This window comes from Arthrobacter sp. AOP36-A1-22, from assembly GCF_052377615.1.
In the GTDB taxonomy this organism is placed as follows: domain Bacteria; phylum Actinomycetota; class Actinomycetes; order Actinomycetales; family Micrococcaceae; genus Arthrobacter_H.
This window is the reverse complement of sequence record NZ_JBQSWX010000003.1, coordinates 141255-154375: the sequence shown is the minus strand read 5'-3', so window position 1 is coordinate 154375 and position 13121 is coordinate 141255. Positions and strand designations below refer to the sequence as shown.

Sequence of the window (13121 nt, the reverse complement as noted above, 5' to 3'; positions counted from 1 at the left end):
GTCTCAGGCGTCCTTCCCGTAGTCGGCGTGGTGGGGGTTTTCCCAGATGACGGTGCCGCCCATGCCCAGGCCGACGCACATGGTGGTCAGGCCGTAGCGCACGGAGGGGTCGGCTTCGAACTGCCGGGCGAGCTGGTTCATCAGCCGCACGCCCGAGGAGGCCAACGGGTGCCCGACGGCGATGGCCCCACCATAGCGGTTCACCCGCGGGTCGTCGTCGGCGATCTCGTAGTGGTCCAGGAACGACAGGACCTGCACGGCGAAGGCCTCGTTGATCTCGAAGAGCCCGATGTCCTCGATGGTCAGGCCGGCCTGGGCCAGGGCCTTCTGGGTGGCGGGGACCGGGCCGATGCCCATGACCTGTGGTTCGACGCCGGCGAAGGCGTAGCCGACCAGGCGCATCTTCGGGGCCAGCCCGAGCTCCTCGGCCGTCTCGGAGGAGGTCAGTAGGGCCGCGGTGGCGCCGTCGTTCAGTCCGGCGGCATTGCCGGCGGTGACATGGCCGTGGGCGCGGAAGGGGGTGCGCAGGGACTCCAGGTCCTCGAGCGTGGTCCCGGGCCGGGGCGGTTCGTCGGTGGTGTTGAGGGCCCATCCCTCACCCGGGCGGCGCGCCGCGACGGGAACCAGGTCGGGCTGGATGTCGCCGGCCTCATAGGCGGCGGCCAGCTTCTTCTGGCTGGCCAGGGCGTAACGGTCGGCCCGTTCCTTGGTGATGGCCGGGAAACGGTCGTGCAGGTTCTCGGCGGTGTTGCCCATGTTCAGGGCCGCCGGGTCCACGAGGCGTTCGGAGACAAAGCGCGGGTTCGGATCGGCATCGGCGCCCATGGGGTGGTTGCCCATGTGCTCGACACCGCCGGCCACGACGACGTCGTAGGCGCCGAAGGCGATGGAGGAGGCGGTGGTGGTCACCGCGGTCATCGCTCCGGCACACATCCGGTCGATGGCGAAGCCTGGAACGGACTGGGGCAGTCCGGCCAGCAAGGCCGCCGTACGGCCGATGGTCAGGCCCTGGTCACCGGTCTGGGTGGTCGCGGCGATGGCGACCTCGTCGATGCGCTCCGCCGGGACCTCGGGGTTGCGGCGCAGCAGATCGCGGATGCACTTGACCACCAGGTCATCGGCGCGGGTACCGTGGTAGATGCCCTTGTCTCCGGCCTTGCCGAAGGGGGTGCGGACGCCGTCGACGAACACGACGTCGCGGACCTGCCGGTTGCGCGGCAGCGCGCGTGCGGATGTTGGGCTCACTGGGGGTGACTCCTTGCGTGGAATGAATGTGATCCAGTCCATATGTTACCGGTGAGTAACTAGAGGCGCAAGGCGTGCGGGACCCGCCGTGTCACCGGTGGGCCGCAAGACCCCCGCAGCAGGTGGGCGGGGCCGGTCATTCGGCCTTGGAAGCGTGCTTCTTCGGCAGGGGATCGGGATCCAGGAAGGCGACGGTGATGATCGGAGCGGTTTCGTGGATCTGCCAGTCACGGGCTCCCAGTTCGGCCAGGGCGGCGGCGATGGCTTCCGGGGTGACCTCCTCCGGTGGTCGCCAGGCCAGCCGACGCAGGGTGTCGGGGGTCAGCAGGTTCTCTGTGGGCATCTCCAACTGCTCGGCCCGCCGGGCGACCCGGGGTTTGGCGGTGCCCAGGCGGCGGGCCGCGGCCTCGTCCTTATCCGGCCAGGTGCGGGCCGGCGGTGGGGCCGAGGTGGGGATGTGCATGGGTGGCAGCTCGTCGGCATGCCGGGCCGACTGCAGGCAGCGCAACCAGCGCGGGGCTTCCTTGCTGGCCGCCCGACCATGGAAACCGGGGGTCTTGAGCATCTGCGGGACGGTGGTGGGCATGGCCTTGGCCGCCGCGATCAGTGCGGCATCGGGAATGAGGCGGCCGGGGGCGACGTCGCGGTTCTCCGCCAACGACTCCCGTTCGAGCCACAGGGCCCGGACGGCAGCGAGCTGGCGACGGTCGCGCAATTGGTGCAGGCCCGAGGTCCGGCGCCACGGATCAACGCGCGGGGCCGGGGCCGGGGCGGTGCGGATGGCCTCGAATTCCTCGGCCGCGAACCCCAGCTTGCCGGATTCCTCCAGCAGCTCGGCCAGGGCGATCCGCAGCTCGTCGAGGACCTCGACATCCAGGGCGGCGTATCTGAGCCAGGAATCGGGAAGCGGGCGGGTGGACCAGTCGGCGGCGGAGTGTTCCTTGGCCAGCCGCAGGCCCAGCAGGGACTCCACGACCGGGCCGAGGCCGACGCGCGGCAGGCCGGCGAGGCGCCCGGCCAACTCGGTATCGAAGAGCGCGTCCGGGTGCATCCCGAGTTCCCCCAGGCAGGGAAGGTCCTGGGTGGCCGCATGCAGGATCCATTCCACCCCCTGCAGGGCCTCGTTCACGGGGAGTAGGTCGTTGAAGGGAACCGGGTCGATCAGCCAGGTCCCCGCGCCGCGGCGGCGGAGCTGGACCAGGAAGGCGCGTTGGCCGTAGCGGAACCCCGAGGCCCGCTCGGCGTCCACGGCCACCGGCCCGCTACCGGCCGCCAGGGCGCGGGCGGCACGGAGCAGACCGGCGTCGGTGTTGACCACGGGGGGAACTCCATCGCGGGGTTCCGTCAGCGGGGTGGGTTCGGGCGCCGGGGGCGTCGGATCCTCGAGATCGGTGGGGGCGGGGGTGCTGTCGGTGTGCGAAGTGGTCATGATGGAACCAATTCTAGTGGATTCAACTCCGGCGGCGGCGTGGAAGGGCCGTCACGCCCTCCGGCAGGGGTGGCAAACCGGCGAAGGTGCACACCATATCGCTCCAGGCCTCCAGATGGGACCGGAGCTCGGCACCCTGCGGGGTCCAGGAGGCCCGCAACTCGATGTCGATGGTTTCGGGCCGCTCCTGCAGACTGCCGAAGCTCTGCGAGAGCATCCGGGTGGCGGTTCCCCCGGCCTCGGCATAATCGGCGTCGTTCTCGTGCAGGGCATCGAGCAACCAGGTCCAGGCCACGGAACCGAGCATCTGGTCGTTGCCCATCTCGGCGTCGAGCTGGGCCCGGATGTAGGTGACGATGCGGAAGGTGCCGTTCCAGAGGTCGGAGCCATCGGGATCGTGCAGCAGGATGAATCGTCCCGTCGCCAATTCATTGTCCTCATCGGCACTGCGGGACTCAGTCAGTGCGGTCGCCGCGGGGCCGTGGGGGGACCCATGGACCCGCGGTGGGGAGTCCAGGACCTCGGCGGAAAGAGCCACCGCGAACGGAGCCAGCCGTGCGGGGGCCGGGATTTCGGCCAAGTGCATTTCGGCACGGCAATCGGCCTGACGGAGTCCGGAGAGCGCCGTCATGAAGTCTGGGGGAACCTGTGCCAGGTCGCCAAGAGCGGTCACGGAACCGAGTCTAGGGTCATCGGTCCGGGGGGCCCGGAAGGCTCGCCGTTGTCCTGCGGGGCGGAGCCCGCCGCTGGGGGAGGACCCCGTGGCACAGCGGTGCACCGTGCCGGTTCGGGCCCGGTGGACTACGGTCGTTCGGGGCGTGCTGTTCGCCGCCACGCGCCATGGACGATCAAGGAACCGGGAGGTGGACCATGTTGGCTGTAGCCGCTGCCGTACCGATCGTGCTCGCGGGCGTGTTGTTCTTCCTGGGCATCAGATCCACCCGGATATCCGTCTGGTCCTTGGCGGTGGGCCTGGTGGTGGCCCTGCTTTTCTTCCCGACGCCTTGGTCGGTGGTCGCCGGGTCGTTGGGCGCCTTCGCCCCGACCATCATCGAGATCCTGCTGATCCTCTATGCCGGGGTCCTGCTGAGCCGGATCATGTCCACCACGGGTGCGATGGCCTCGATTTCCGGCTGGCTACGCTCGAGTGCCCCGTCACGGCGGACCGGGACGCTGCTCGTGGTCTTCGGGATCGTCCCCTTCGCCGAATCGGTGACCGGTTTCGGCATCGGGGTCACCGTGGGCGTGCCGATCCTGCGGTTGATCGGACACACGGTGCCACGATCGACGATCTTCTCGCTGCTCGGGCTGCTCGCCGTTCCCTGGGGTGCGCTCGGCCCCGGGACCCTGCTGGCCTCCGAACTATCGGGGACCTCGCTGCTGGAGGTCGGGATCCGTTCGGCGATCATTTCCCTGCCGGTCATGCTCGGGGCGGCCTTGCTGGTGACGTTCCTGCTGCGCCATGAAGGGTCCGTGGGCCGGCTGTTCGGCGGCGCCGTGGCCAGTGCCCTGTTGCTCTGGGCGGGGATCCTCGGGGCCAACATCCTGCTGGGAACCCCCTTGGCGGGGGTGATGGGCTCGCTGGTTCCCATCGCCGGGCATCTGCTGGTGTATCGATGGCGCGGATCGCTCGTCGCTGCCGGATGGGTGGTGGCCCGGGCCGCCCTGCCCTATGCCGTCATGGCTGCCGGGTTGCTCACCACCCGGGCCGTGGTGTCGTCCCTGGGGGAGACGCAGCTGGGCCTGCGCGCGATCAGCAGCCCGGCGACCTGGCTCGTCTGCGCCTGTCTGGTTGCCCATTTCGGTCCGGGGCAGCGAAACGGTAGCGGGGGGCCGGAAACGCGGCTGCGGCGCCGGGCGGCCTCGGCCTTCGGGACGTGGCTCCCGGTGGGCGTGGTGACCTTCTGCTTCACCGTCCTGGGTTCGGTACTGGCGTCCACCGGAATGGGCGCGGAGCTGGGAACGGCCTTGGCCGCCATGGGCGGCAGTTATCTGGTGATCGCCCCGGCAGTGAACGCCCTGGCCGGTTTCATCACCGGGTCGAACACCGCCGCCAACGCCATGCTGACCGCCACCCAGACCCAGGTGGCCACCGAACTGGGCAGTTCGGTCCTGCAGATGGTGGCAGCGACCAACGTGGCCGCCTCAATGGCAACGATGGCTGCGCCTTCACGGCTGCTGTTGGCCTATGAATTGGCCGTGGCGACCCCGGTGGGGGCCCCGACCGGCGGGGGAGCCGGGGGCGGGCCCGAGGACCCGCTGGATGCCGAATCAGCGGTCAACCGGTGGGTCCTGCCGCGGATCTTCGGTTTGTTGATCGTCGTTTCGGCGGTTCTGGGGCTGGTCACCTGGGTTCTCTTCTGACCCGGTTCCATCGCTGGCCCGCGGCTGGACCCGCCACGGTTCAGGCGGCTGCGGAGGGTAGACCCAGGCGACCAGCACCACCGAGATGATCATGAGCAGCAACCAGGAGCCGAGTTTGCTGATCGAGACGAATTGCCAGCCGTCGAGTTGGTCGGGATAGGCCCAGGCATTGGACCAGGTGGCGATGTTTTCGGCGAACCAGATGAACAGGGCCACCAGCACGAAGGCGAGCACCAGCGGCATCCGCAACCGCACCCGGAAGATCCGGAAATGCATCCAGCTGCGACCGAAGACCACGGCCACCGCCCCCATCAGCACCCAGCGCAGATCGACGATGTAGTGGTGGGTGAAGAAGTTCAGGTAGATGGCGGCGGCCAGCACGGCGGTGGCCCAGCGGCGGGGATAGCGATCGAAGCGCAGATCGAAGAGCCGGAAGACCCGGACCATGTAGGAGCCGACCGCCGCGTACATGAAGCCGCTGTACAGCGGGACGTGGCCCAGATGGAGCAGTCCCTCGCCCGAATAGATCCACGACCCGACACCGGTCTTGAACAATTCCATGCCGGTGCCCACCACATGGAACAACACGATGACCCGCAGCTCGCGCAGCGTCTCCAGACGGAAGACGACCATGAGCACTTGGATGAGGACCGCGGCGAGGGTGACCGCATCATTGCGGGCCAGGGCCACGTCCTGGGGGTACCAGAGCCGGGTGGCCAACAAGACCACCAGCATGGCCGCCCCGAAGACGCAGGCCCACGCCTGTTTGGACGTGAAGACCGCGAATTCGATCAGGACCCTGGCCGTCCTGCTGTCGGGGAAGCGGCCGATGAGGCGATGGGCCAGGGACTCGAGGCGCTGCTCGAGCGTGGTGGAGCGGGCGTTGGCGCTAGCCAGCAGCGACCTCCGTGCGGATGGCCGCGGCGAAGCGGTCGACGTCCTCCTCGGTGGTGTCGAAGCCGCACATCCACCGGACCTCGCCGGTGGCTTCGTCCCAGTCATAGAAGCGGAAGTCCTCGCGCACCCGGTCGGCCGCTGCGGGGGGCAGCTTCGCGAACACGGCGTTGGACTCCGTGGGCTGGGTGATTTCCAATCCGTCGATGTCCTCCACCGCGGCCCGGAGCCGCTGGGCCATCGCATTGGCGTGGGACGCCGAGCGCTGCCAGAGGTCACCGCCGTACAGGGCGATGAGCTGGGCGGAGATGAAGCGCATCTTCGATCCGAGCTGCATGTTCATCTTCCGCAGGTATTTCAGCCCGGTGGCGGCCTCCGGATCCAGTACGACGATCGCTTCGCCGTACATCATCCCGTTCTTGGTGCCCCCCATGCTCAACACATCGATCCCCGCATCGCGGGTGAACGCCCGCAGGGGCACGTCCAATGCCGCCGCGGCGTTGGAGAGGCGGGCCCCATCCATATGGACCTTCATGCCTAATTCGTGGGCATGGGAGGTGATCGCCTTCAGTTCCTTGATCGTGTACAGCGTGCCCAGTTCAGTGGACTGCGTCAGGGAGACCGCCAACGGCTGGGCGCGGTGTTCGTCGCCCCAGCCCCAGGCCTCCCGGTCGATCAGCTCGGGGGTCAGTTTGCCGTCCGGGGTCGGCACGGTCAGCAGCTTCATCCCGCCGGCGCGTTCGGGGGCACCATTCTCGTCGACATGGATATGCGCCGTATCGGCGCAGACCACGGCACCCCACCGGGGCAGCAACGATTGCAGTGCGGTCACATTGGCCCCGGTTCCGTTGAACATCGGGAAGGCTTCGGTGGCCGGCCCGAAATGGGACAGGATGACGTGCCCGAGCCGCTCGGTGTATTCATCTTCGCCGTAGGCGATCTGGTGGCCGCCGTTGGCGGCGATCAAGGCCTCGATGATCTCTGGATGGACCCCCGAGTAGTTATCCGATGCGAAGCCGCGGACCATGGTGTCGTGCAGGGATGTGCTCACGTTTATCCTCAGAAGTTGCTGGTGGGAAGTCGTCCCAGTCTATGCCTGCGGCACCAGGGACAAACGGGTGCCGTTCAAGGTCCCGGCATCGGCGTCGAACAGTCCGGCGACCGCACTGCCGAAATCGGCGACGTCGGTGAACCCGGTGAATTCCTTCTCGGGTTCGGCCTCGCGGGCCGCGGCGTCGACGAAGGCCTTGATGACCAGAACGACGGCGGCGGAACGCTGGGGGACGGGATCCTGCTTATGGCCGGACTGGGCGGCCCGCAGGCCCCCGGCGGTGGCCATGGTCCACGCTTCGGCCGCGGCCTTGACGCTGATGTAGTTCGCTCCCGACGCGCTGGGGCGCTGGACCGCAGTGGAAGAGACCACGGCGAGCCGTCCGACGGGGGAGTCGGCGATGTCCTGGTAGAAGGCCCGGGAGGTGTTGCGCAGGGTGGTGACGACGTTGCGGTGCAGGAAGTCGTAGTCTTCATCCGATTGTCCGGCCAGTCCCTTGCCTCCCCGCCAACCGCCGACCAGGTGGATGAGCCCGTCGATGGCTCCGACCTCGGCGTGGATCCGTTCTGCCAGCGCCGTGGTGGCGGCGTAGTCGCCCAGATCGGTGGCGTAGCGCTCCGAGACGAACCCCAGGCGTTCTTCCAACCGGGCCGCGTTGGTCCCGACGGCCAGGACCCGGGCCCCGGAATCATGCAGTGCCCGGGCGGCGGCCACCCCCGAGGAGGACGTGGCGCCGGCAATGAGGACGGTGGGTATATGCGGTGTGCTCATCTGGCTAGTCTAGGCCGAGGCCGGGACGTCGCCGGCGGTGATGCCGACCGTGGATTCAATGACCGGCTTCATCTTCTTGCCCAGCGCCTCGTAGAACATCGACAGCGGGAACTCATCGTCGAGGACCTGGTTGGTCATTTCCTTCAGGGGCTCCGTCAGCGGCAGGGCTTCCTTGCCCTTCGCCCAGACCGAGGCCGGGTGCGGGGTGAGCGTGGAGGAGACCAGGTCGTAGGCAGCCAGCCAGTGGGAGATCTTCGGCCGGTCGATGGAGCGCCAGTACAGATCGTCAATGGCATCGCCCAAGGAGCTGACGACCTGGGCGATGGCGTCCCAGTCGATGGTCAGCTTGGTATCGGTCCAGTGCAGCACGTGGTGCTGGTGCATCCAGGCAAAGAGCAGCTGTCCGCCGAGCCCGTCGTAGTTGCGCACGCGGTTGCCCGTGATGGCAAAGCGGAAGATCCGGTCGAAGATCACCGTGTACTGTACTAGGCGGGCATGCCGGGCGGTCTCGGGGTCCGAGGCGGGGGAGGCGGCGATCTTGACGCATTCGCGGAAGGCGGTGAGATCGCAGCGCAGTTCCTCCAGGGAGTACAGGAAGAAGGGCATGCGCTGTTTGATCATGAAGGGATCGAAGGGCAGGTCCCCGCGCATGTGGGTGCGGTCGTGGATCATGTCCCACATGATGAAGGTTTCCTCGGTCAGCTTCTGGTCGGCCAGGAGTTCGGCGGCCTCGGCCGGCAGATCGAGATTCGTGATCTCGGCCGCGGCGGCGACGACCCGGCGGTAGCGGGCGGCTTCGCGGTCCTGGAAGATCGCGCCCCAGGTGAACGCCGGGGTCTCGCGCATGGCCACCGACTCGGGGAAGAGTACCGCGGCGTTGGTGTCGTAGCCGGGGGTGAAGTCCAGGAAGCGCAGCGGGACGAAGAGCTTATTGGAGTAGTCCCCGGCTTCCAGTTCGGCGATGAAGTCGGGCCAGATGACCTCGACCAGCACGGCTTCGACGAAACGGTTCGATGACCCGTTCTGCGTGTACATGGGGAACAGGACGAGGTGGCGCAGCCCGTCGACGCGGTCCAGCTGCGGCTGGAAGGCCTGGAGCGAGTCCAGGAAATCCGGGATACCGAAACCGCCCTCGGCCCAGGCCTTGAAGTCGGCGACCACCTGATCCAGGTATTCGTCGTCGTGCTCGAACAGGGGGCGAAGTTCCGCCACGGCATTGGTGATGGTGGTGGTCAATTCCGCAGCGCGGGCCCGATCGTCTGCTTCGGGGACCGAACCGTCCTTGACCTGCAGCTCGTGGAAGGCGGTGGCCGCCGCCTTCAGCTCAAGCCACGAGGGATGGTTGGCGAGGTCCTCGCCGTGTCCGCTGGTGGTGTCATGGGTCATGGTTGCCTGGGACATCGGTCCTGCACCTCGAATCATCTCCGGGGCCGCGCTGGGTGCGCCGGCCTGCTGCCGTGGTGGTTCCAGCCTAGGAGAGATCAAGCACTGCTGGCGTGTGGAGCGAGTGAGGCCAAGAGATACTCATGCTTGTGCGGAGGAATACCTTCCGCAGACCCAGCGCGGGGGCAGGCTGCCGTGGCAGTCGCCGCTAGGCCTGGGCGGGACGCAGGGTCAGCGACACCGAGTTGATGCAGAAGCGCTGGTCGGTGGGGATGTCCAGCCCCTCGCCCTCGAAAACGTGCCCCATATGGGAATCGCAGGAAGCGCAGCGGACCTCGATGCGTTCCATGCCCAGGGACTTGTCATGCAGATAGCGCACGGTCCCTTCGGCCAGGGGAGCGAAGAAGGAGGGCCACCCGCAATCGGAGCCGAACTTCTCCTTGCTGGTGAACAGCTCGGCCCCGCAGGCCCGGCAGGCGTAGACACCTTCGGTGGTGCTATCCCAGTACTCGCCGGTGAAGGGGCGCTCCGTCCCTGCTTGTCGAAGCACCTGGTATTCCTCGGTGCTGAGTTCTTCCTTCCACTGTTCATCGGTCTTGGTGACGGGGAAGGACTGGGCGTTCGAATCAGAAAATGTACTCACATCCGGTCCAACGCCCGGGGAGGCCCGGCCATTCCCGCGGTGGCCGGTCCGGACCTCCGGGTGAGCTGATGAGCCGGCGGGGACTTGGCGCACCCGGGTTGACTTGCCATGATGGGTACATGCGCGAGTACACACGGACCGCCGACCCTGCGACCCCCCAGGCCCCCATGATGCGGTGGGCCGTCCTCGGTGCCGGTGCCGGTGTCGCCGCCGGCTCCCTGCTGGCCGCCAGTGCCTCCGCGTTGGCCGGATACTTCGCCCGGCAAGTGGTGCTTCCGGTACGCAAGACCGAGGATCTGGCGATCCTCGCCGTCGTGCGCGGGGACGAGGGAATGGAAGTGATCCTGCCCGCCACCGCCGAAACCACCGATCCCGGTACCTATTCGCTGTACTTCGACGTCGGCCGCGGCCACGCCAGGATCGGGGAGATCCTCTCCTTCACCCCGGCCGAAGGCACCATCGCCCGCCGCGTGGAGCACGTGTACTCGGGAAACCTGGAGACCGCGGTGCGTGGCTGGTGGTCCGGCGCGGTCTACGAGACCCCCGAGGACGCCGGGTTCGCCTTCGAGAGCGTGGACATCCCCACGTCGGTGGGCAACGCCCCGGCCTGGGTGGTTCCCGGAACCGATCGCGCCGACACCTGGGCGATCATGGTGCACGGCCGCGGGGCGGCACGCACCGAGGGCCTGCGGGCCTTGTCCACCACTGCGGAACTGGGCATCAGTTCACTGCTGCTGTCCTACCGCAACGACGGGGTGGCCCCGTCGGCCGCCGATCAGCGCTACGGACTGGGCAGCACCGAATGGGAGGACGTCGACGCCGGGATCGACTTCGCCCTTCAGCACGGGGCACGCAACGTGATCCTCATGGGCTGGTCCATGGGCGGGGCCATCAGTTTGCAGGTGGCCGATAAATCTCGGCATAAGCGCCATATCCAGGCACTGGTCCTGGATGGCCCCGTGGTGAACTGGATCGACGTCCTGCGCCACCAGGCCAAGGTCAACCGCATCCCCGAAGCCGTCGGGCGGCTCGGGCAATGGTTGCTCTCCAACCGGGCGGGCCGCGCGATCACCGGACTGGCGGCCCCGGTGGACCTGAAGGAGCTGAACTGGATCGCCAAGGCCGACCAGCTGCGCGTTCCCACCCTGATCCTGCATAGCGAAGACGACGACTTCGTGCCGGTGGGCCCCTCGGCCCAGCTGGCCGAACTCAATCCCGAGATGGTCACCTTCGAACGCTTCACGCTCGCGGCACATACCCGCGAGTGGAACGTCGATCCCGAACGCTGGGAGCAGACGGTCATCCGGTGGCTCTCGCGGATCATCGTGGCCCCCAAACCCGGGGCGGGGAATCCCGGCAGCCGGGGCCGCGGCCCGAAGGGCTAGGGGCCGGCCAGCGGAACCGGACGCGCGCCGGTCAACCGGATCAGATCCTGCGGAGCCAATTCAATCTCCAGCCCGCGACGCCCGCCCGAGACGTGGATCGTGGGCCAGTCCAGTGCGGAATCATCAAGGACCGTCGTGGAAGGGTGTCGTTGACCCAGCGGGGAGATCCCGCCCAACACATAGCCGGTACGGCGTTGCGCGTCGGCCGCCTGCGCCAGATGGACCTTCTTCACGTGCAGGGCCATGGCCGCCGCCTTGAGATCCAGCGACCCGGTCACCGGGACGACCGCCACCGCGAGCGCCTCGGACCCCGGGCGGCCGGTATCGATCAGTAGGGTCTTGAAGACCCGGGCGGGATCCACCCCCAGGGCCTCCGCGGCTTCGGCACCGTAGGACGGAGCCTGCGGATCATGCGCGTAGGCATGGGTCCCGTATTCGGCCCCGTCCGCGTCCAGGAGCAGGGTGGCCGGGGTGCCACCGGCGTCGTGGGCGTGCTTCTTCCTGGACATCACGGGGCCTGTTACGCGGCCAGGCCTTCGGCGACCTTGCGTTTGATGCGGCCCAGCAGCGAGGACATCCCGCGCATGCGCAGCGGGGTGATGGCCCGGGTCAGCCCGAGCCGGTCGGGCATGTCGTTGGGTACGGCGAGGATCTCGGCGGCCGGCAAGCCATCGAGGCCTTCCGCCAGGACGCCCGCGAAACCCCGGGAGGTCGGGGCCTCCGGCGGCGCCGAGAAGAACAGACTGACTTCCCGGGCGTCGGTATCGGCGATCTCCAGGGTCAGGAACAGCGGGGTCTGGCATTCCACGACCCGTTCCAGCAACTCCGGGTGTTCGGCGAACCGCTCCGGCAGGGCGGGTAGTTCGTCGGAGAACTCCAGGAGCAATTCGAGGCGCTCGCGCTCGGTGATTGCGTTGAAGTCATCGATGATCTCCGCCAGGGCGGAGGGAATGGCAGTCTCACTCATGGGTGCATGCTCCTTGGTGGGCGGGGGGCCTAGCTGCGGGATGACGAGGCCGGGGCCTCGCCACGCTCGGTACCGACGGCGATCGGAACCCGGACCGCGTTGCCCCATTCGGTCCAGGAACCATCGTAGTTGCGAACGGAATCGAAGCCGAGCAGGTGCTTGAGCACGAACCAGGTATGGCTGGACCGTTCGCCGATCCGGCAGTAGGCAATGACGTCGTCCCCGGGCTTCAGCCCCGCCTCGTCCAAGTAGAGGGCCTCCAGCTCGGGACGGCTGCGGAAGGTGCCGTCCTCGTTGGCCGCCTTGCTCCAGGGAACCGAGGCAGCGGTGGGGATGTGCCCGCCGCGCAACGTGCCTTCCTGCGGGTAGTCCGGCATGTGGGTGCGTTCGCCGGTGTATTCCTCGGGGGAGCGTACGTCGATCAACGGCTTGCCGAAGTGGGCGCTGACATCCTCGCGGAAGGCTCGGATCGCGTCGTCGTTGCGGGGGACCACTGGGTAGTCGACGGTTTCGGGCCGGGGCTTTTCCCTAGTCGTCTCGCGTCCTTCGGCCAACCATTTATCGCGGCCGCCGTCCAGCAGCCGGACGTCTTCGTGGCCGAACAGGGTGAAGACCCAGAGTGCGTAGGCGGCCCACCAGTTGCTCTTGTCCCCGTAGATCACCACGGTGGTCTCCCGGGTGATGCCCTTGGACCCCATGAGCCGGGCGAAGGCTTCACCCTCGACGTAATCGCGGGTGACCTCGTCGTTCAGGTCGGTGTGCCAGTCGATGTTCACGGCGCCGGGGATGTGCCCGGTGGAGTAGAGCAGGATGTCTTCGTTGGATTCCACGACGACCAGGCCGTCATCCTTCAGATGCTCGGCCAGCCAATCGGTGGAGACCAAGCGCCCGGGATGGGCATAGGCGGAGAACTTGGCAGTGGTATCGGCGGCAAGGCCCATGAGGATTCCTCGTTTCACACGGTGGCTGGGGATCTGTCTCCAGCCTAC

At 67.8% G+C, this 13121-nt stretch carries 13 protein-coding genes; 2 read left to right on the top strand and 11 right to left on the bottom strand.

The window, feature by feature from the left end; genetic code table 11:
• Positions 1–3 precede the first annotated feature (3 nt).
• The 3 genes from ACT3S2_RS03330 to ACT3S2_RS03320 all read right to left on the bottom strand — a co-directional run bounded on the left by ACT3S2_RS03330 (position 4) and on the right by ACT3S2_RS03320 (position 3305).
• The gene (locus ACT3S2_RS03330; RefSeq protein ID WP_444554012.1) at positions 4–1245 is read right to left on the bottom strand and encodes a thiolase family protein; all 1242 of its coding nucleotides are present in this window, start codon (positions 1243–1245) and stop codon (positions 4–6) included.
• 136 nt (positions 1246–1381) lie between these two features.
• Positions 1382–2674 carry an HRDC domain-containing protein gene (locus ACT3S2_RS03325; RefSeq protein ID WP_444554011.1) on the bottom strand — a complete coding sequence of 431 codons (1293 nt, stop codon included), beginning with the start codon at positions 2672–2674 and terminating at the stop codon, positions 1382–1384.
• A 22-nt stretch (positions 2675–2696) separates the two neighbouring features.
• The gene (locus tag ACT3S2_RS03320; protein WP_444554053.1) at positions 2697–3305 is read right to left on the bottom strand and encodes a DUF3000 domain-containing protein; all 609 of its coding nucleotides are present in this window, start codon (positions 3303–3305) and stop codon (positions 2697–2699) included.
• A gap of 239 nt (positions 3306–3544) precedes the next feature.
• Between ACT3S2_RS03320 and ACT3S2_RS03315 the strand changes: the two genes are divergently transcribed.
• Complete coding sequence (locus ACT3S2_RS03315) at positions 3545–5038, top strand: L-lactate permease (RefSeq protein WP_444554010.1); 1494 nt, start codon at positions 3545–3547, stop codon at positions 5036–5038.
• On the opposite strand, the gene ACT3S2_RS03310 is transcribed toward ACT3S2_RS03315, so the two are convergent.
• The 5 genes from ACT3S2_RS03310 to msrB form a co-directional block, all read right to left on the bottom strand.
• Positions 4946–6040, bottom strand: a complete 1095-nt coding sequence (locus ACT3S2_RS03310) for a DUF817 domain-containing protein (RefSeq protein WP_444554009.1) — start codon at positions 6038–6040, stop codon at positions 4946–4948. The two genes, ACT3S2_RS03315 and ACT3S2_RS03310, sit on opposite strands and share 93 nt — an antisense overlap.
• Positions 5928–6959, bottom strand: coding sequence for a threonine aldolase family protein (locus ACT3S2_RS03305; RefSeq protein ID WP_444554052.1), 1032 nt, complete (start codon positions 6957–6959; stop codon positions 5928–5930). The genes ACT3S2_RS03310 and ACT3S2_RS03305 overlap by 113 nt, the downstream gene beginning before the upstream one ends.
• A gap of 63 nt (positions 6960–7022) precedes the next feature.
• Positions 7023–7754 (bottom strand): SDR family NAD(P)-dependent oxidoreductase, encoded by a 732-nt coding sequence (locus ACT3S2_RS03300; protein ID WP_444554008.1) that lies wholly within the window; start codon positions 7752–7754, stop codon positions 7023–7025.
• A 9-nt stretch (positions 7755–7763) separates the two neighbouring features.
• Positions 7764–9155: a DUF6421 family protein gene (locus ACT3S2_RS03295; RefSeq protein WP_444554007.1), complete on the bottom strand. Its 1392-nt coding sequence runs from the start codon at positions 9153–9155 to the stop codon at positions 7764–7766.
• A 190-nt stretch (positions 9156–9345) separates the two neighbouring features.
• Positions 9346–9780, bottom strand: a complete 435-nt coding sequence (msrB, locus tag ACT3S2_RS03290; protein ID WP_444554006.1) for a peptide-methionine (R)-S-oxide reductase MsrB — start codon at positions 9778–9780, stop codon at positions 9346–9348.
• Between the two features lie 119 nt (positions 9781–9899).
• Between msrB and ACT3S2_RS03285 the strand changes: the two genes are divergently transcribed.
• Positions 9900–11165, top strand: a complete 1266-nt coding sequence (locus tag ACT3S2_RS03285) for an alpha/beta hydrolase family protein (protein WP_444554005.1) — start codon at positions 9900–9902, stop codon at positions 11163–11165.
• Here the strand turns inward: ACT3S2_RS03285 and ybaK are convergent.
• Genes ybaK through ACT3S2_RS03270 form a run of 3 tightly spaced genes read right to left on the bottom strand, consistent with a single transcriptional unit; the run spans position 11162 to position 13073 of the window.
• Complete coding sequence (gene ybaK, locus ACT3S2_RS03280) at positions 11162–11674, bottom strand: Cys-tRNA(Pro) deacylase (RefSeq protein WP_444554004.1); 513 nt, start codon at positions 11672–11674, stop codon at positions 11162–11164. The genes ACT3S2_RS03285 and ybaK overlap by 4 nt on opposite strands.
• An 11-nt stretch (positions 11675–11685) precedes the next feature.
• Positions 11686–12132, bottom strand: coding sequence for a SufE family protein (locus tag ACT3S2_RS03275; RefSeq protein ID WP_444554003.1), 447 nt, complete (start codon positions 12130–12132; stop codon positions 11686–11688).
• Positions 12133–12161: 29 nt separating this feature from the next.
• The gene (locus ACT3S2_RS03270) at positions 12162–13073 is read right to left on the bottom strand and encodes a sulfurtransferase (protein WP_444554002.1); all 912 of its coding nucleotides are present in this window, start codon (positions 13071–13073) and stop codon (positions 12162–12164) included.
• Positions 13074–13121: the final 48 nt, after the last annotated feature.